The following is a 19125-nucleotide window of genomic DNA, read 5'->3' on the forward strand; positions in this document are numbered from 1 at the left end:
CCCAGCCGCTGGCGGCTGTGCGTTCGGGCGCTTGCGAAGCAGTGCTTCGCAAGCAAAGCGCCCTCACCCATGGGGGCTTGGTCGCCGCATCCATGCGGGTCACACCCCTGCCACCGGACCCACCCCGCCCTTGACCGTTTCCCGCGGCTGTCGGAATGGCGTCATACACCGCCTTGGTAGGTGTCGACCTTGGTCGACACGGTAGCGCCGGGCCATGCCCGGTGAGCCCGCAGCGCCGCACGAAAAAGGAGCACAAAAAAGGGTCAGAGCCCCCTCCTGCGGAGAGGGATCTGACCCCCGATCAATCATCCAGCAGTGCCGATCAACCGCGCTGGCGCACGGCCTCGAACAGGCTGACGCCGGCGGCGACGGAAACGTTCAGGCTCTCGATCTCGCCCGGCATCGGGATCTTGACCAGGCCATCGCAGTTCTCGCGGGTCAGGCGGCGCAGGCCATCGGCTTCGCCGCCCAGCACCAGCGCGATGTTGCCCTTCAGGTCCAGTTGGTACAGCGAAGCGGTCGCTTCACCGGCCAGGCCGTAGATCCACACGCCCTGCTTCTGCAGGTCCTTCAGGCAGCGCGACAGGTTGGTCACCGCCACCACCGGAATGCGGTCGGCGGCACCGGCCGAGGTCTTGCGCACGGTGGCGTTGACCGTGGCCGACTTGTCCTTGGGAATGATCACCGCAGTGGCACCGGCGGCCGCCGCCGAGCGCAGGCAGGCGCCGAGGTTGTGCGGGTCCTGCACTTCATCCAGCACCAGCAGCAGGGCCTTGCCCTCGGCCGCGGTAACCAGGCCTTCCAGCTCGTTCTCGCTGTAGGTACGGGCGGCGGCATAACGCGCGGCCACACCCTGGTGGCGCACCGAACCGCCCACGCCATCCAGCGCCTGGGCGTTCACCTTGCGCACGTCGATGCCCTTGCGGCGGGCGTTTTCCTCGATTTCGGTCAGGCGCGGATTCTTCGCACCGGCCTCGACCAGCACTTCGCGGACGTTCTCGGCGTCGTTCTCGATGGAGGAGGCGACGGCGTTGACGCCGACGATCCACTGGCTGTTCTTGCTCATGCGGGCGGGGACCGGAAAGGGGGTGGCTATGGTAGAGCATCGGCGGGCCGGTTGTTGGCCGAGTTCACAAAAACTCGCACCATCAAAATCCTCGCTCATGTACTCACACATCGACCCTGATCTGGATTGCGCTACTGGAAACATGCGACGCCAGGGTGGGACATTCCGCCTGCAAAGCATTCATTGCCTGCTCACACGCCAACATCCCCTTAAAAAAAGCAACCTTCCAATTGGAATTCCGGTCCAGTGGAGAATATTCATCAATTCTCGCACGAAAACTCGCCCTCACATCAAATCTACTTTCCTTCACCAGATTTTTCCAATGCCTCAATTGCCCGTTACAGTAAGCAAGCAGTCGAGACTTAACCTTAAGCCCTCTCAAATGACCTCGAATTGCCAAAACATCATCCGCAGTGGAATCTCCCGGAAGAACAAAATTAACTTCGAATGTCGACTTCCCATGTGAATGAGTAACCAACACCTCAAATCCGAGTTTGGAGATACATTCACTATAGAATGGATGGAGAAAAATATGCCCACCCGCCGTAGGACACACAAAGCGAGCCCCCTTTATAGGCGCACACCCTCGACACTGCGGAACTAAATTATTTGGGAATATTGCGTATTCCGGCCACAAATCCTTTGGCATAAAATGATCAATAGTATCCGGAGAGAACGGATTCCCACAGTAAGGGCATTCCTTCAGATCATGCCCACTTCGCCTGAACTTCAGAAGTTCCGCTAAACCTCGCGGAGGAGCGGCATAGAAGCCCCTAAGCATTTCTCCAATACCAAACAACTTCGTCGGCGCAGGGGCATCCGCCCTGCTTCCAACAATACAAGAGTAGTCCTTATACAAATTAGACTTAAGAGAAACTGAGATCCGCTTTAGCGCCCCAGCATGACGCTTTTTTGATTGGCATGCTGAAGACAGCCAGGCACACTCCACCTCGTCCAACTTCAAGTGGCCAAGAAATTTCACGACAACTCCCTTCGAACAACATTCGGCTCATCATCGCAATCAAATCTGGAAGCAAGACGTGCCACACCGAGATCTCCAAGTTCCCCAGAAAGACTCGCAAGCGCCTCATTCAAGGTCGAGAACTTTGCGGCAGCCGCGTCCACGGAGCCTTCAAATGGCTTGGCTTGCTGATAGTCATCAAAGACGTGACCTATGATCACATCAACTGATTCTCCGTAGGTTTCGATTGACGGGTGATCGCAAGAAGTAAAACCGTTGGATTTTCTCATAACAAGAATAGAAGATCGATCAACCTCCCGAGCGACTATACCCGAGTGCGTGGCAATCACCGCATTTGACCGTGTCGCCTTAAGAAGCACCTTAAGCATCTTCATCAGCCCGAGCTCCATCGTGGGATGAAGATACAATTCCGGCTCATCAAGAACGATCAAGCTCTCGTCATCAACCTCCGCAACAAGGCAAGGAAGCAAGTAAGAATATATTATTTGACCAGAACTCAAACCAAGCACAGCATCATCCTTAATGAAGGATATTCCTCGGCCCAGATCAATATTATCGACCACCAGACTGCGCGGACTCCAGTCCTCGCCAGGCTCAGAAATTAGAGCCACCCCGCCCCCAACCAATCCCAGTGAAATTGCGTCAAATTCGAATGCCTGCCTGAGCGTCCTGTAAAGTAGCCTAAGCCGACTCTCAGCCCCCCATGCGACATTATGAAAATCCATATCAATAATTCTAATTAATGCACGAGCACTCGCTTCTTTTGGCCAGTCGAGGGAGAACTTTCCAGAAGGATCCCTAAATCCGATATAGGCGTATTCATTGACAAGCGACCGCCGTCGCCTGCCGACGTCGTCATCACCCACTTCATTCTCAGGATCGGAGGCACCTAGCACTTCAGCCTCAGATCTAAATTCCTCGAATGGCGAATAGGCAGCAACAACAACCTTATGGATAAAAGGGTTATCATAGTCACGCTCACTCCGAGAAGTAAGCTGCTCAACAAGCCGCCTTAATGTACGACTTTTCCCACATCCATTTCTTCCAATAAGCAGATTGACATTCCCCTCCCCAACCTTTCGATTATTTCCGAAAGAAAATTTCACTGAGTCGCCATACTGAAACGGGCTAACTGCGAGCTCAAATCCATTACTTGACACGTGCTGACCAAGTGCAATTTGACTTCCATTCCGCATTACAGCCTTCGCCGCACTACTACGACATACGGCGTCCTCAAACCCACCCCATCGCTCGAACCTTGACCTGTTCGAATAGAAGTAGCTTGCATCGCATATTCCTGCAAGCAGAAGCTCAACTGAAGCCCTTGAAAGAGAGGACATCCTCTTATAGAAATCAACATGCGAAGACAATGAAACAACTTTATTAATTCGCATTGAATCAGTAATGTCACGCCGATCATTATGAATGGGCGCACAAGCTCGCATCCAGTCAGCCGTATTTTCGCACCCCTTCACAAGGACCTTTGTGATGCCGAGCCTTGCTGAGGCCTTACCACTGACGACGTAAACTTGAAATGTTATGACATACCCAACATCATTCCAAGGCGCCTTATAGTAGGTGCCAATATGATCTTGAAGAAGATGCACTCCATCCGCCCCCTCCAAAGCCTCGAGGCTCTCCGAAAAATAAATCCTAGATGAAGACGTAAAATTCAGCACTGTAGAACTCCATTTCATTAGATTCACCGACGAACTGCCTACTGCGGACAGCCTTACTTGTGCTGCACCACCCGTTCAGCCGACCCGATAGCAAGGCACTCACATGCCCCAATCTTTAATCGGCAAAGATGGATGAATATTTAGCTGTGATCCACAGACGTGAAACGCAAGCCGAATGAGCCTGACACATCCTTTCGCACGCTATGCGATCAGTGTCGTCATAGTTTAGGCAAGTAAATATCACTATCGACTGCGCGGCGGCCAGTGGGGCGTGTCGTGGTCGGGGTGCTGGTGGGACACGATCGTGGCCAGGAACGCCAGCGACGCGACGTCGTCCTCGGTACGCCGCGCCGGCAGGCCGCCCAGCGCATCGACGAACGGCAGCTTGCGCTCCACTCCGTACTGGATCGTCGGCGGCAGGCGCTCGGGCTGGTCGAAGGCGCCGGCAGCGATTGCCACGCCGTCGGGCGCCTCGTAGGTCAGCGGGGTGCCACAGTCGGCACAGAACCCCCGCCGGACCACGTTGGACGACTGGAAGTAACGCGGCTGGCCGCGGGTCCAGCTGAACTGCACGCCGCGCACCGACACCAGCGGCGCGTAGTAGGCACCGAAGGCCTTCTGGCACATCCGGCAGTGGCAGATCGAGCTGTCGGTCAGCGCGCCGCGCGCCTGGAAGCGGATCGCGCCGCACTGGCAGCCGCCGCTGTACTCGGGTTGGCCCTGCATGGTGCGTTCCTCCGCAAAATCGTGTCGACCAAGGTCGACACCTACCGGGTGCGGTGGGGGCCGACCGTTGGGCGGCACGCCTTTCAATACTGCTTCTTGGTGCGCTTGGCCGGCTTGCCCCGCTCGGGCAGCGGCGGCAGCCCGTCGCCGTCGCCCTCGTCCTCGCCCTTGTGCTCGACCAGGCGGAAGTCGATCTTGCGTTCTTCCATGCTGGCCTTCAGCACCAGGATGCGCACGCGGTCGCCCAGCCGGTAACTGCTGCCACGGCGTTCGCCGGTCAGCGTCTTGCGGGTGGCGTCGAACTTGTAATAGTCCTGCGGCAGCTGGGTGACATGCACCAGGCCCTGCACCTTCGACTCGTCCAGTTCCACGAACAGGCCGAAGCTGGTCACGCCGCTGATCACGCCGTCGAACTGCCCGCCGACGTGCTTTTCCATCCACGCCGCGCGGTAACGCTCGTCGACCTCGCGTTCGGCCTCATCGGCGCGACGCTCACGCTCGGAACACTGCAGCGCCAACGCGGCCATCTCGCGCGCGTTGTAGGTGAACTTGTCCAGCGGCTTGCCGGACAGCGCGTGCTTGATCGCGCGATGCACCAGCAGATCGGGGTAGCGGCGGATCGGCGAAGTGAAGTGCGCGTAGGCCTCCAGCGCCAGGCCGAAGTGGCCGTGGTTGTCCGGGCTGTAGATCGCCAGGCTCTGGCTGCGCAGCAGCACCGATTCCAGCAGCGTGGCATCGGGGCGGTCGCGGATCTTCTTCAGCAGCTTGGTGTAGTCGCCCGGGCGCACCTTCGACCACGGCGGCAGGCTCAGCTTGAACTCCTTGAGGAATTCCAGCAGGTCGGCGTACTTGGTTTCCGGTGGCTTCTCGTGGATGCGGTACGGCGCCGGCACGTGGCGCGACAGCAGGTACTTGGCCGCCTCGACGTTGGCCGCGATCATGCATTCCTCGATCAGCTTGTGCGCGTCGTTGCGCACCAGCATGCCGGCCTGGGTCACTTCGCCGCGGTTGTCCAGCACGAAACGCACTTCGCTGCTTTCGAACTCGATGGCACCGCGCTTGGCGCGCGCCTTCGACAACACCTTGTACAGCTGGTGCAGGCGCTGCACCTGCGGCAGCAGATCGCCCATCCAGGCCTTGGTATCGGCATCATCCTCGCCCACTGCCTTCCACACCTGGGTGTAGGTCAGGCGCGCGTGCGAGTTCATCACCGCTTCGTAGAAGCGCGAATGGGTGACCAGGCCGTCGCGGTCGATCTGCATGTCGCAGACGAAGCACATACGGTCGACCTTGGGCATCAGCGAGCAGATGCCGTTGGACAGGGTCTCCGGCAGCATCGGCACCACGAAGCCCGGGAAGTACACCGAGGTCGCGCGCTTCTGCGCCTCCTCGTCCAGCGGCGTGCCGGGGCGCACGTAGTTGGAGACATCGGCGATTGCCACCACCAGGCGGAAACCATCGGCATTCGGCTCGCAGTACACCGCGTCGTCGAAGTCCTTGGCATCCTCACCGTCGATGGTGACCAGCGGCGTGCTGCGCAGATCGACACGGTCGCCGATCATCGACGGCTCGACCACCAGCGGTACCGACGCAGCTTCGTCCAATACTTCCTGGGGGAACTCGAACGGCAGTTCGTGGCCGTGGATGGCGGTCTCCACCACCAGCGAGGCGGTCAGCTTGTCGCCGAGCACGGCGATGATGCGGCCGATCGGGGGGCGGCGGCTGTCCGGTGCCTGGGTCAGTTCGCAGACCACCAGCTGGCCATCGCGCGCGCCACCGGTCTGGTCCGGCGGCACCTGCACGTTGCGCTGCACGCGCTTGTCGTCGGGCACCACGTAGTTGATGCCCATCTCGACGCTGAAGCGGCCAATCAGGCGGGTCATGCCACGTTCCAGCACGCGGGCGATGCTGCCCTCGCGGCGGCCGCGGTGGTCGATGCCGGTCACGCGCGCCAGCACCTTGTCGCCGTGCATCACCTTGCGCATTTCATACGGCGGCAGGAACAGGTCGTCGCCGCCTTCGACCGGGCGCAGGAAGCCGAACCCTTCCGGGTTGGCGATCACCACGCCGGTGACCAGGTTCAGGGTCTGGATCGGGGCGAAGCCACCGCGCCGGTTCTGCACCAGCTGGCCATCGCGGACCATGGCGCCGAGCCGGCGCGACAGCGCTTCGGCCCGGTCCGGTGCGCCCAGGCCCAGGCGTGCGCCCAGTTCTTCGGCGGTCTGCGGCCCTTCGCAACGCTCCAGCAGGGCCAGGATGGCCTCGCGGCTGGCGATGGGCTGTTCGTACTTTTCTGCCTCGCGGGCGGCATAGGGATCGTCGATCACCTTGCCGGTCGGCGGCAACTTGCGGCCCGGAGCCGGGCCCGGTGCATCATCACCGGGGCGCTTGCGGCCACGCGGCGGCGCGCCGCCTTCGTTCAATTCGGGGAACCAGCCCGGCAGCGGCTTGCCCGGCTTGGTGGTGCGGGCCGCGCCCGCCTTGGCGCCCTTCTTCGGGGCCTGGCTGCGGGACTTGCTCCCGCCCTTGCTTGGTTTTTTGGTAGTCATCGCCCTACATGGTAGCCGGTGACGGCGTGCAGAACGGGTCAGTGGCCGCCTTGAAGGCACTGCGTGAAAAAATTGCAGGAAGTCGTTGACAGCCTGCGGATTCATCTTCACAATTGCGCCTCTGGAACGCCCAGGTGGCGGAATTGGTAGACGCACTAGTTTCAGGTACTAGCGGGTAAAACCGTGGAGGTTCGAGTCCTCTCCTGGGCACCAAACATGAAAAACCCCTGAGAAATCAGGGGTTTTTTGTTATGCGCACAGTTGAATCATGCCCACACGTCGTTCGGCGCCGTACGCGCTCCCCCTGCGCTGCCTGTATTGGGTACCCCGCGCGGCTCGATAAGCATCAATTCCACCTCACGGTCAGCACACGTTCGATGCTCGACGCCTCGCGGCACCACGAAGAGCTCTCCCGCGCGCAACGCGACGTGCCTATCCCGCAGCTCAATGCGGAGCTCTCCCGTAATGACGATGAACGCCTCATCGGTCGTGGCATGGGCATGCCAGATGAACTCACCCTGCAGCCGCACGATTTTGAACTGATAGTCGTTGAGCTCAGCAACGACTCTGGGCATCCATGAGTCCTTCAGCGCGGCAAATTTTCCTGCGAGGTTGACCGGCTGGCAAACGGAGGGGCGGATCAGGGAATTCATTACATGGGCCTGCGATCTGGTTGGAAACACAAGCATCCGGATCTTGCCTGCAACCCTCTTGTACGATCGTGCAGCCTCATCGGCCATGAGGACCCCTCCCCAAACGCTGTAACCAGCGGGCCGGCGGAGAGCCGTAGACCGAAGCGAAATGCCTTGCCATGTGGCTCTGGTCATAGAACCCAGCCTCAAGCGCCGCGAGAGCGATGGGCGCGCCCTTGACCAACAGGGCCCTTACCCGGTCCAGACGGCGCATGGTGAGGAAGCGATAGGGGCTCGTACCCAGCACTGCGCGAAAATCCCGGCTCAACTGCCAGCGGTCCGTACCGGCAACTGATGCCAGGTCGTCCAAGGTCACCCCCTGGTTCAACCGATCAAGCATGTACTCACGCGCACGAGCGACCGCAAAGAAATCCGGACGCGTCTTTGTCTGTGGACGTCCCGCTGCAGCCACCAGGCTCCGGGCAAGATCATGGAGCGCATCCAGGTGCTGCAGCGGGTCCGGGCGGGCATGCAGGCGCTGCAGCAGGAGGGCGATCGCCGCCCTCAACCGGGGATCGCGCGACACGCCTCCGTCGATAAAAGGGAGCGACGTCCCGCCGAGCATCTGTTGGATGTGCCACGGTGATACGTAGGCCATTCGATACCGGAAACCCTCCGCCGTACCCGCCTGGCCGTCGTGAAGTTCATCAGGATGCAGCACCAACACGGTGCCGGGCAGCCCGTGCTGCTGGGTACGCCGATACTTGAAGCTCTGAACCCCCGACACGGTGTACCCGACGGCGTAAGTGTCGTGCCGATGCGGCGCATATCCATGGCCGCCGAAAAAGGCCTCAAGACGCTCTACCCCCTCCGCCCCTTCACCCTGCCGCACCCAGTCCAGAGAAGGCTTCGATGGAATCATTCAAAAAGCGGCACTTCGTCCCCTCCAAGCAGGCCATACCAGCCTGCCCTGCATCGTACCCCATCAAGCACTCCCACCTATTGACACCCCCGCAGCGACACCCCATAATCTCGCTCCTCGACGCCCAGGTGGCGGAATTGGTAGACGCACTAGTTTCAGGTACTAGCGGGTAAAACCGTGGAGGTTCGAGTCCTCTCCTGGGCACCATGTCGAGAATGAGAAAAACCCGCGAGAGCGGGTTTTTTCATGCCTGCGATTCAGGCCTTTGTAGCGTCGAGCCCTGCTCGACTGCACCGGTCCGTAGAGTCGAGCTTGCTCGACTGATGCCATGCAGGACGAAGCGCAAAGCAGTCGAGCAAGCTCGGCTCTACGTACACGCGCGGCAACGCGCTTCAGAACAGTGGCCGCAGTACCAGCTCCAGCCCGAGCAGCAGCAGGAACCCGAGGAAGCAGGCGCGGAACACCCGCGCACTGATCCGCTGCCGGATCAGCTGCCCCAGCCACATTCCCAGCAGCGCGGGTATTACCGCCAGCGCGCTCAGCCCCAGTTGCTGGATACCGAACGCGCCGTGCAGCACCAGGCCGGTGGTCAGCGAAATCGTCGACACGGTAAACGCCAGCCCCAGCGCCTGCACCAGTTCTTCGCGCTGCAATCCCAGCGACTGCAGGTACGGCACCGCCGGCATCACGAACACACCGGTCGCACCGGTCACCACGCCCGACAGCGCCCCCACCAGCGGCCCCAGCCAACGCTCGCGCCGCTGCGGCACACGGAACACCGGGGCCAGCAACGCATAGGCCGCATAGACCACCAGCGCCACGCCAAGCGCTACGCGCGACCAGGTGCGATCGACCCTCACCAGCAGCGCGGCCGAGCCCAGCGTCACCACCACCACCGCCAGCATCATCGGCCACAGCCGCCGCACGATGTGGCCCAGTGACGGCCCGGACACCAGCTGCCATGCATTGGTGACAAAGGTCGGGATGAACAGCATCGACGCCGCCGCCACCGGAGACAGCGCGCCCCCCAGCAGGCCCATGGCCACCGTCGGCAGGCCCATCCCGGTCACGCCCTTGACCACGCCGGCCAGCACGAACACCACCACCAGCAGCACGTAGAAGTACATCGATTCATTCATGCCTTCATTGGATCGGGCCACCGCCCGGCGCACAATGCGGTCTTCCCGGCCTCGCCTTCGGCTGATCCTAAGGCTCGGGCGTTGCAATGAGGGCACGACATGCGGATGGACATCGCCGACCTGCGGCTGTTCCTGGCCATCGCCGAAGCCGGCAGCATCACCGCCGGCGCAGCGCAGGCGAACCTGGCGCTCGGTTCGGCCAGTGAACGCCTGCGCACGATCGAAGCCGATGCCGGCACCGCGCTGCTGAACCGCCACCCGCGCGGGGTCAGCCTGACCGAGGCCGGCGCTGCCCTCGCCCACCATGCGCGCCTGATTCTGCAGCAGCAGGCGCAGCTGCGCGGCGAGCTGGAGGCGTTCGCGCATGGCGCGCGCGGCACCCTGCACCTGTATGCCAACACTGCAGCGCTGACCAACTACCTGCCCGCGCGTCTCGCCCCCTGGCTGGCCGAGCGCCCGCGCCTGCATGTCGAACTGCTGGAACGCACCAGCCCTGAAGTCGTGCGTGCGATCAGTGCCGGCCAGGCCGAGGCCGGCATCATCAGCGATGCCGTCGACGCCGCCGGCCTGCAGCAGCATGTGGTGGCCGAAGATCCGCTGGTGATGCTGCTGCCCGCAGAGCATCGTTTCGCATCGCTGCGCAGCGTGGCCTTCACCGAGGTTGCCGGCGAGACCTTTGTCGCCCTGGCCGACGGCAACGCCCTGCAGACCTACATTGAAGACCAGGCGCGCGACATCGGGCGCCGCCTGGACGTGCGCATCCGCATGAAAACCTTCGAAGGCGTGTGCATCATGGTCGGCCACGGCATCGGGGTCGGCATCGTGCCGCGTACCGTCGCCCGCCAGCATCGGCGCAGCACGCACACCGTCGCCGTACCGCTTGCCGATGCGTGGGCTCAACGTCGCCTGTGCGCCTGTTTTGCCGAGTGGACGCAGCTGTCGCCGGCGATGCGCAGCCTGCTGCATCACCTGGGCGTACCGCCGCAGAAAAAAGCGTGAAATCTTGTTGACACATCCTCTGCCGTTCCCCATAATTCGTCTCCTGAGTCGCCCAGGTGGCGGAATTGGTAGACGCACTAGCTTCAGGTGCTAGCGGGGGCAACTTCGTGGAGGTTCGAGTCCTCTCCTGGGCACCATGACTCAGCAAATGATCAAACCCGCGCAAGCGGGTTTTTTCATGCCCGTCATCCGGGCACATCCGCGCGACGCGCGCATGCATCGCGATGAGGCCGCAAACAAAAACCCCGCCTTGCGGCGGGGTCTTGTTTTTCATCAACACTGGTCGGTCAATGCCCGCCACCGGCCGAGGCAGCACCTGCGCCGGCGCCGAACGGCGGCTTGGCCAGCCACAGGAACGCGATGATCGCCAGGAAGATCCAGCCCAGCAGGAAGAAGATGTCGTTGAAGCCCATCTGCGATGCCTGGTGGTTGATCATGTTGTTCAGCACCGCCGCGCCATGTTGCAGGTCACCCTGCCCCATTGCCGCCACCTGGTCCTGCATGCCCGGCTGATAGGCCGAGATGTGCTCGGTCAGGTCGGCATGGTGCACCTGGGTGCGCCGCGCCCACAGCCACGTCGTCAGCGATGCCGCGAAGCTGCCACCCAGCGTACGCAGGAACGTCGCCAGACCGGAACCCGCGGCGATCTCGCGACCATCCAGGTCCGACAGCAGGATCTGCAGCACCGGCATGAAGAACAGCGCGACACCAATACCCATGATCAGCTGCACGCCGGCCACGTGCATGTAGTCCACCTGCAGGTTGAAGTTCGAGCGCAGGAAGCTGGTCATCGACAGCACGATGAAGGCCACCGTGGCCAGCATGCGCATGTCGAAGCGCGATGCGTACTTGCCCACGAACGGGGTCATGATCACCGGCAGGATGCCGATCGGCGCGGTCGCCAGGCCCGCCCAGATCGCGGTGTAGCCCATGTCACGCTGCAGCCACTGCGGGATCAGCAACGCCACGCTGAAGAACGCCGCATAGGCCACCACCATCGCCAGCGTACCGGCGCGGAAGTTGCGATGGCGGAACAGCTTCAGGTCGACGATCGGATCCTTGTCGGTCAGTTCCCAGATCAGGAATACCGTCAGCGCCACCACAGCCACGCAGGCCAGCACCACGATCTTCATCGACGAGAACCAGTCCTCGTCATTGCCCAGGTCGAGCACCAGCTGCAGTGCGCCGACACCGATCACCAGGGTGATCAGGCCAACATAGTCCATCTTCGGCTTCTCGATCTGCTCCGGGCGACCTTTCAGCTGGTTGCCCACCACCAAGGCAGCGAAGATGCCCAACGGCACGTTGATCAGGAAGATCCATTCCCAGCTGTAGTTGTCGGTGATCCAGCCACCGAGGATGGGGCCGCAGATCGGCGCCACCACGGTGATCATCGCCAGCAGCGCCAGCGCCTGCCCGCGTTTCTCGCGGGGATAGATCGAGACCAGCAGCGACTGCGTGATCGGGTACATCGGGCCGGCCACGAAGCCCTGCAGCGCGCGCGATACCACCAGCATGCCCATGCTCTGCGCCAGGCCGCACAGCAGCGAGGTGATGACGAAGGCCAGCGTGGCCCAGACGAACAGCTTGCGTTCGCCGAAGCGGCGGCTGAGCCAGCCGGTCAGCGGCAGCGCGATGGCCGTGCTGACCGCGAACGAGGTGATGACCCAGGTCGCCTGCTGCGAACTGGCACCGAGATTACCGGCGATGGTCGGCAGCGAGACGTTGGCGATGGTGGTGTCGAGCACCTGCATGAACGACGCCATCGCCAGGCCCACGGTGCACAGGGCGACGCTGGGTGGCAGGAACCCGGAGGCCGCACCTGGCGCCGCCGGTGCGCCCGGAGCGCCGGGCGCGGCTGGAGCTTGTGCGGACATGGCGACCTCAGCCCGCCTTCGCCTGCTGCTGCGGCAGGTTGCCCTGGATGATCGTGTGGATCACCTCATCGGCATCATGCAGCTGCTTGGCATACACATCGGTGTCGAACACCGTGCCCTTGGCCGCTGCGCTCGGCAGCACTTCGCCCTTCTGGTCACGCAGGCTCACTTCGGCCTTCATCGACAGGCCGATGCGCAGCGGGTGTTCGGCCAGCTGCTTGGCATCGATGGCGATGCGCACCGGCACGCGCTGCACGATCTTGATCCAGTTGCCGCTGGCGTTCTGCGCCGGCAGCAGCGAGAACGCCGAACCGGTGCCCAGGCCCAGGCTCTGGATGCGGCCCTTGTACTTCACGTCACCGGCGTACAGGTCGGACTTCAACTCCACTTCCTGGCCCAGGCGCATGTGGCGCAGCTGGGTTTCCTTGAAGTTGGCCTCGACCCACATCTGCTCGGTCGGCACCACGGCCATCAGGGCATTGCCCGGCTGCACGCGCTGGCCGACCTGCACCGAACGACGGGCAACATAGCCGGTGACCGGCGCGACGATGCCGGCGCGGGCGTTGTTGAGGAAGGCCTGGCGCAGCTGCGCGGCCGCTGCCTGCACGTCCGGCTGGGTGGCGATCACGGTGTCGTCGACCAGCGCGCGGTTGCGCTCGACGGTCTCGCGCGAACCGGCCACGGCGGCTTCGGCGGCCGCCAGCTCATCGCGGGCATGGGCCAGTTCTTCGTTGGAGATGGCGCCGGTGGCGGCCAGGTCCTTGCGGCGGGCGAAGTCGTCGCGCACGCGCTTCAGGGTCACCTGGCGGGCATTCAAGTCTGCCTGCGCGCCTTCCACGCTGCGGTACAGGCCGCGGGTCTGGCGCACCGTCTTGGCCAGGTTGGCTTCGGCCTGCTGCAGCGCCACCGAGGTATCGGACGGATCCAGCTGCACCAGCAGCTGGCCGCGCTCGACGCGCATGCCGTCATCGGCGTTGATGGCGACCACGGTACCGGCCACCAGCGGGGTGATCTGCACCTGGTTGCCCTGCACGTAGGCATCGTCGGTCTCTTCGAACCAACGGCCGAACATGAAGTACCACAGCGCCAGTGCGGCAAGCAGCAGCACGACGATCACGAACAGGCCGCGCAGCAGGTTGCCGCGGCGGTTGGAGGCGGCCGGGGCCGCGGTGTCTTGGGTCTGGCTCATGGCGGAGGTCTTCAGGAATGCGAGGAATCGGAATGGGAGGCAATCGGGGCGCGGTCGGCGTCAGCGGGCTGGAAACCACCGCCCAAGGCCTTGCTCAGGCGCACCGAGGTCTGCACCTGCTGCGACTGCAGGCCGGCCAGCTGCTGCTGCGATTGCAGCAGGGTGGACTGCGCGGTCAGCACGTCCAGGTAACTGCCGATGCCGGCGCGGTAGCGCTGCTGGGCCAGGTCGAAGGCCGAGCGTGCGGTGTCCACGGCCTGCTGCTGCGCGTGCGCCTGCTGTGCCAGCGAACGCACCGCATTGACCTGGTCGGCGACGTCGCGCAGTGCATCGAGTACGGCCTGGTTGTAGTTGGCCACCGCCAGGTCGTACTGCGCATCGGTGTTGGCCAGGTTGGCGCGCAGCTTGCCGCCCTCGAAGATCGGCAGGCTCAGCGCCGGGCCGATGTAGGCGAAGGTGGAACTGCTCTTCAGCAGATCACCCACGTTCGGGGCGACCACGCCGGCCAGCGCGGTCAGGTTGAAGCTCGGATAGAACTTGGTCCTGGCGACCTTGATCTGCTTGTCGGCCGCTTCCACGCGCCAGCGCGCAGCCACGATATCCGGGCGACGGCCAAGCAGTTCGCTCGGCAGCACGCCCGGCAGCTGCAACGCCATCGGGTTCAGCGGCTGCGGGCGCTGGATCGACAGGCCCCGGTCCGGTCCCTTGCCGATCAGCGCGGCCAGCGCGGTGCGGGCAGCGTCGATGCGCTGCTGCGCGGCCAGTACCTGTTGCTGCGCGGCCGGCACGCGGGCCTCGGCCTGGCGCACCTGCAGGTCACTGTCGATGCCGGCGCTGCGGCGCTGGCGGGTCAGCTGCAGCGACTTCTGCGAGCGGGTCAGTTCTTCCTCGGCCACGTCATTGAGCTGCCACGCATACGCCAGATCGGCGTAGGCCTGAGCGATGCCGGTGGACAGGTTCAGGCGTGCCGCCTGGGCTTCGACCGTGGCGGCATGCGCGCCATCCACGGCCGCTTCCCAAGCGGCGCGCTTGCCGCCCCACAGGTCCACGCCGTAGCTGAAGTCGAAGGCGACCTGGCTGCTGCCGCCGTAGCGGCCGCCCATCTCGCTGCCGACCATCGATTCGGGCAGGCGCAGGCCGGTGTAGCCACCGGACACCGACAGGCTGGGCAGCTGATCGGCGCGCGCGGTGCCGACCTGGGCCTGGGCCTGGCGCAGGCGTGCATCGGCGGCGTCCAGGCTCGGGTGGCCGGCGAGGCCTTCAGCCACCAGCGCGTCCAGCTGCGCATCGCCCAGTGCCTTCCACCAGTCCTGCGCCGGGAAGCCGGTGGCACTCAGGTCGGTGTCGGCCAGGGTGCGTTCGCTGTGCAGGCTGTCAACCTCAAGCACGTGGCCCTGCGGGGTGAGGCCGCGGCTGCTGGCGCAGGCGGCCAGGGCCAGGGCCAGCGCTGACACCAGCAGCGCGCGCCCGGACCGGCGGAGAATGGGATGCGGGATCGGGTTCATGGGGTCGTCAGTGAATCGCGGATTCGGGTAAGGAGGGACAGCAGCAGCGTGCGCTCATCGGCGGAAAGATCACGCAGCGCGTAATCCATCACCGCGTCGCCGCGCAGCTTCAGCCGCGCCCACAGCGCGCGGCCTTCGTCGGTCAGCACGATCTGAAGTGCACGCCGGTCCTGCGCATGCGGCTCGCGGCGGACACAGCCCAGAGCCTCGAGCTTGTCCAGCAGGCGGGTGACCGCACTGGGCACCTGGTCGATGGCCTGGGCCAGTTCGTTGGCGGTACAGGGGGCCATGTGCGAAAGCACCTTCAGCCCGATGTAGTGGGTGAAGCCGATGCCCAGATCTTCTTCAGCCATGGACGCGTCGAGTTGGCGGACCAGGCCGTCGCGCACCTGGCGCAGCAGCAGGCCGAAGCTGGGGGGAGTGGTTGCAGGACAGATCATGGGGGAGCATTCTCTTCCAAAAAAAATATTTCTCAATGGAAATATTCGATCTGGCATCGAATGCTGTGTTGCAGCAGCGGGCTCGATCAGTGAAGGCGCCTACCTTAATGATCTGGTCAGGTGGCCCGGTAGTACAATCCAGCCAATGGATGACACATTTCAGCCAGCGGATATGATGAACAAGGCAGAAATCCCCCCTCCCAAGCGCCTGTTGCGGGACGACGCGCTGGACTGGTTCGAGCGCAACGATGGCCCCCCGGTCGTCGCCTTCCGCTTCGACAGCCCGCAGGGCCTGGTCCGCGAAGTGGACTGGCACCACCACCAGCGCGCGCAGCTGATCTGCGTCGAGCGCGGCCTGCTGACCACCCGCACCTCGCACGGCACCTGGTCACTGGCGCCGGGTTCGGCCGGCTGGATGCCGCCGCTTGAGCCACATACGGTCACCCTCGACGGGCCGTTGCGCGGCTGGGGCATGGCCCTGGCGGCGCCTGCCTGCTCCACCCTGCCCTCCGATCCGTGCGTGCTGGGCCTGTCCAAGCTGGCGCAGGCGCTGGCCGACCGCATCTGCGAATGGCCGCTGGGCTATGCCACCACGCCCGAACGCCAGCACATCATCGACGTGCTGCTGGACGAGATCCGCACCGCCCCGCGCCAGCGCATGCACCTGCCGATGCCGCATGACCGGCGCCTGCTGAAGATCGCCTCGCAGCTGCTGGCCGACCCGTCCGACGAGCGCAGCCTGGCCGAATGGGCGCACTGGGCCGGGCTTTCCCCGCGCAGCCTGACCCGCCACTTCCGCGACGAGACCACCCTCAGCTTCGCCCAGTGGCGGCAGCAGGCCCGCCTGTCCGAGGCCCTGCGCCAGCTGACCGATGGCCGCAGCGTGGCCGATATCGCCCATGCGCTGGGCTTCAGCAGCGCCAGCGCCTTCGTCACCGTGTTCCGCCGCCACTTCGGGCTGCCACCCGGGCGCTACCTGGCACGCGCCGGGCATGGCCTGGAAACCGGGCTGGACCCTGCGCGCGGCTTGGCATCCCCCGCCGCATCCGGATAATCACAGGATTGCGAGCGGCGACCGCCGTCGCCGCCTCCCGACAACAGGTAACAACGCCGCATGACCGAACTTGCCCGCCCCGTGTTCCACGGATTCGAACAACTGCCGCTGCGCGAGTACGCCGAGCGCGCCTACCTCGACTACTCGATGTACGTGGTCCTGGACCGCGCCCTGCCGTTCATCGGCGACGGCCTGAAGCCGGTGCAGCGCCGCATCATCTATTCGATGAGCGAGCTGGGCCTGAATGCCGCGTCCAAGCCGAAGAAGTCCGCGCGCACCGTCGGTGACGTCATCGGTAAATACCACCCGCATGGCGACAGCGCGTGCTACGAGGCACTGGTGCTGATGGCCCAGCCGTTCTCGTACCGCTACCCGCTGATCGAAGGCCAGGGCAACTTCGGCTCCAGCGACGACCCGAAGTCGTTCGCGGCGATGCGCTACACCGAATCCAAGCTGACCCCGATCGCCGAAGTGCTGCTGGGCGAACTGGGCCAGGGCACCACCGACTGGGCGCCGAACTTCGACGGCACCCTGCAGGAACCGACCTGGATGCCGGCGCGGTTGCCGCACCTGCTGCTCAACGGCACCACCGGCATCGCCGTGGGCATGGCCACCGACGTGCCGCCGCACAATCTCAACGAGATCGTCAGCGCGCTGCTGCACCTGCTGGACAACCCCGAGGCCAGCGTGCGCGACCTGTGCGAGCACGTGCAGGGCCCGGACTACCCGTCCAGCGCCGAAATCATCACCGCGGCCAGCGATCTGCGCAACATGTACGAGACCGGCAACGGCAGCGTGCGTGCGCGTGCGACCTTCACCAAGGAAGCCAACAACATCGTGGTCACAGCGCTGCCGTTCCAGGTGTCGCCGTCGAAGGTGATCGAGCAGATCGCCGCGCAGATGCGCGCCAAGAAGCTGCCGTGGCTGGAAGACATCCGCGATGAGTCCGACCACGCCAACCCGGTGCGCGTGGTGCTGGTGCCGCGCTCCAACCGCGTCGATGCCGAACAGCTGATGGGCCACCTGTTCGCGACCACCGACATGGAGCGTAGCTACCGCGTCAACCTCAACGTGATCGGGCTGGACGGCCGTCCGCAGGTGAAGAACCTGAAGGTGCTGCTCAGCGAATGGCTGACCTTCCGCAGCAATACCGTCACCCGCCGCCTGCAGCACCGCCTGCAGAAGGTCGAGCGCCGCCTGCACCTGTTGGAAGGCCTGCTGGTCGCCTTCCTCAACCTGGACGAGGTGATCCACATCATCCGTACCGAGGACGAACCGAAGGCAGCGCTGATCGCGCGCTTCGGCCTGTCCGACGACCAGGCCGAGTACATCCTGGAAACCAAGCTGAAGCAGCTGGCCCGCCTGGAAGAGATGAAGATCCGCGGCGAGCAGGACGAGCTGGCCAAGGAGCGCGAGAAGATCCTCGGCATCCTCGACAGCAAGGCCAAGCTGAAGAAGCTGATCCGCGACGAACTGACCGCCGATGCCAAGAAGTTCGGCGACGCACGCCGTTCGCCGCTGGTGCAGCGCCAGGCCGCGCAGGCCATCGACGAGACCGAGCTGGTGCCGAGCGAGCCGATGACCGTCGTGCTGTCGGAGAAGGGCTGGATCCGTGCCGCCAAGGGCCATGATGTCGATGCGTCCGCCCTGTCCTACCGCGATGGCGACGCCCTGCAGGGCGCGGTGCGCGCGCGCAGTACCCAGCAGGTCGCGTTCCTTGACAGCGAGGGCCGCGCCTACTCGACGCCGGTGCATACCCTGCCTTCGGCGCGCGGCAATGGTGAGCCGCTGACCGGCCGCTTCTCGCCGGCGCCGGGCACCAGCTTCGTCACCCTGGCCAGTGCCGAACCGGAGACGCGCTTCGTGCTGGCCTCCAGCCATGGCTACGGCTTCGTCACCCGCTTCGAGAACCTGATCGGCCGCAACAAGGCCGGCAAGGCGATGCTGAACCTGTCGGCCGGCTCGTCGGTGCTGATCCCTTCGGTGGTTGCCAACGTCGCCACTGATCGCATCGTGGCGGTGACCAGCTCGGGCAACCTGCTGGCGATCGCTGCCAACGACCTGCCGGAACTGGACAAGGGCAAGGGCAACAAGATCATCGAGATCCCCAAGGCCAAGCTCGCCACCGAACGCGTGGTCGCCATCGTGGCGATCAGCCCGGGGCAGACCCTGCAGGTACGCAGCGGCCAGCGCACCATGGGCCTGAAGTTCAACGAGCTGGACGCGTATCTCGGCGCGCGCGCCACCCGCGGCCACCTGTTGCCGCGTGGCTGGCAGAAGGTGGAAGGCCTGTCGGTGGAGTGACCGGTAGGGCCGGCCGCTGGCCGGCAACTGCTGAATGTTGCTCGGATCCAACGTTGCCGGCC

Annotated in this window: 15 protein-coding genes and 3 tRNA genes; 6 read left to right on the forward strand and 12 right to left on the reverse strand. The window is 63.9% G+C overall.

Features of this window, described 5'->3' with window-relative positions:
* Positions 1–322: 322 nt before the first annotated feature.
* The 5 genes from rlmB to rnr form a co-directional block, all read right to left on the reverse strand.
* Positions 323–1066 carry a 23S rRNA (guanosine(2251)-2'-O)-methyltransferase RlmB gene (gene rlmB, locus O0J73_RS14450; RefSeq protein WP_008265272.1) on the reverse strand — a complete coding sequence of 248 codons (744 nt, stop codon included), beginning with the start codon at positions 1064–1066 and terminating at the stop codon, positions 323–325.
* Between the two features lie 103 nt (positions 1067–1169).
* Entirely contained in the window at positions 1170–2048 is an 879-nt protein-coding gene (locus O0J73_RS14455; protein WP_308308991.1) for a hypothetical protein, read from the reverse strand.
* On the reverse strand, positions 2045–3727 hold the full coding sequence (locus tag O0J73_RS14460; protein WP_308308992.1) for an AAA family ATPase: 1683 nt from the start codon (positions 3725–3727) through the stop codon (positions 2045–2047). The genes O0J73_RS14455 and O0J73_RS14460 overlap by 4 nt, the downstream gene beginning before the upstream one ends.
* A gap of 243 nt (positions 3728–3970) precedes the next feature.
* Positions 3971–4453 (reverse strand): GFA family protein, encoded by a 483-nt coding sequence (locus O0J73_RS14465; RefSeq protein WP_053449235.1) that lies wholly within the window; start codon positions 4451–4453, stop codon positions 3971–3973.
* 83 nt (positions 4454–4536) lie between these two features.
* Positions 4537–7002 (reverse strand): ribonuclease R, encoded by a 2466-nt coding sequence (gene rnr / locus O0J73_RS14470; RefSeq protein ID WP_308308993.1) that lies wholly within the window; start codon positions 7000–7002, stop codon positions 4537–4539.
* A 128-nt stretch (positions 7003–7130) separates the two neighbouring features.
* Here rnr and O0J73_RS14475 point away from each other — a divergent pair.
* Positions 7131–7215: transfer RNA gene (locus tag O0J73_RS14475), tRNA-Leu, on the forward strand.
* A gap of 53 nt (positions 7216–7268) precedes the next feature.
* On the opposite strand, the gene O0J73_RS14480 is transcribed toward O0J73_RS14475, so the two are convergent.
* A complete protein-coding gene (locus O0J73_RS14480; RefSeq protein WP_308308994.1) occupies positions 7269–7655 on the reverse strand; it encodes a cupin domain-containing protein in 387 nt (128 codons plus the stop codon).
* A gap of 76 nt (positions 7656–7731) precedes the next feature.
* On the reverse strand, positions 7732–8556 hold the full coding sequence (locus O0J73_RS14485) for an AraC family transcriptional regulator (RefSeq protein ID WP_006427721.1): 825 nt from the start codon (positions 8554–8556) through the stop codon (positions 7732–7734).
* A 122-nt stretch (positions 8557–8678) separates the two neighbouring features.
* Between O0J73_RS14485 and O0J73_RS14490 the strand changes: the two genes are divergently transcribed.
* Positions 8679–8763, forward strand: a tRNA-Leu gene (locus O0J73_RS14490).
* Positions 8764–8948: 185 nt separating this feature from the next.
* Here the strand turns inward: O0J73_RS14490 and O0J73_RS14495 are convergent.
* Positions 8949–9695, reverse strand: coding sequence for a sulfite exporter TauE/SafE family protein (locus O0J73_RS14495; RefSeq protein ID WP_197564794.1), 747 nt, complete (start codon positions 9693–9695; stop codon positions 8949–8951).
* A 99-nt stretch (positions 9696–9794) separates the two neighbouring features.
* On the opposite strand from O0J73_RS14495, the gene O0J73_RS14500 reads away from it, so the two are divergent.
* Positions 9795–10694: a LysR family transcriptional regulator gene (locus tag O0J73_RS14500; protein WP_308308995.1), complete on the forward strand. Its 900-nt coding sequence runs from the start codon at positions 9795–9797 to the stop codon at positions 10692–10694.
* Positions 10695–10744: 50 nt separating this feature from the next.
* A tRNA-Leu gene (locus O0J73_RS14505) sits at positions 10745–10831 on the forward strand.
* Positions 10832–10981: 150 nt separating this feature from the next.
* Here O0J73_RS14505 and emrB read toward each other — a convergent pair.
* The 4 genes from emrB to emrR are packed head-to-tail and all read right to left on the reverse strand — an operon-like array spanning position 10982 to position 15705.
* Positions 10982–12571 carry a multidrug efflux MFS transporter permease subunit EmrB gene (gene emrB, locus O0J73_RS14510; protein WP_006427717.1) on the reverse strand — a complete coding sequence of 530 codons (1590 nt, stop codon included), beginning with the start codon at positions 12569–12571 and terminating at the stop codon, positions 10982–10984.
* A gap of 7 nt (positions 12572–12578) precedes the next feature.
* Positions 12579–13760: a multidrug efflux MFS transporter periplasmic adaptor subunit EmrA gene (gene emrA / locus O0J73_RS14515; RefSeq protein ID WP_006427716.1), complete on the reverse strand. Its 1182-nt coding sequence runs from the start codon at positions 13758–13760 to the stop codon at positions 12579–12581.
* Between the two features lie 11 nt (positions 13761–13771).
* Complete coding sequence (gene emrC / locus O0J73_RS14520) at positions 13772–15265, reverse strand: multidrug efflux transporter outer membrane subunit EmrC (protein WP_308308997.1); 1494 nt, start codon at positions 15263–15265, stop codon at positions 13772–13774.
* Positions 15262–15705 (reverse strand): multidrug efflux system transcriptional regulator EmrR, encoded by a 444-nt coding sequence (gene emrR / locus O0J73_RS14525; protein ID WP_005408766.1) that lies wholly within the window; start codon positions 15703–15705, stop codon positions 15262–15264. The genes emrC and emrR overlap by 4 nt, the downstream gene beginning before the upstream one ends.
* Positions 15706–15877: 172 nt before the next feature.
* Here emrR and O0J73_RS14530 point away from each other — a divergent pair, with 172 nt between their 5' ends.
* Both O0J73_RS14530 and parC read left to right on the forward strand, forming a co-directional pair.
* The gene (locus O0J73_RS14530) at positions 15878–16759 is read left to right on the forward strand and encodes a helix-turn-helix transcriptional regulator (protein WP_180878278.1); all 882 of its coding nucleotides are present in this window, start codon (positions 15878–15880) and stop codon (positions 16757–16759) included.
* Between the two features lie 60 nt (positions 16760–16819).
* Positions 16820–19063 carry a DNA topoisomerase IV subunit A gene (parC, locus tag O0J73_RS14535; RefSeq protein ID WP_308308998.1) on the forward strand — a complete coding sequence of 748 codons (2244 nt, stop codon included), beginning with the start codon at positions 16820–16822 and terminating at the stop codon, positions 19061–19063.
* Positions 19064–19125: the final 62 nt, after the last annotated feature.

It is taken from the genome of Stenotrophomonas sp. Sm6012 (assembly GCF_030985895.1).
GTDB classification, from domain to species: domain Bacteria; phylum Pseudomonadota; class Gammaproteobacteria; order Xanthomonadales; family Xanthomonadaceae; genus Stenotrophomonas; species Stenotrophomonas forensis.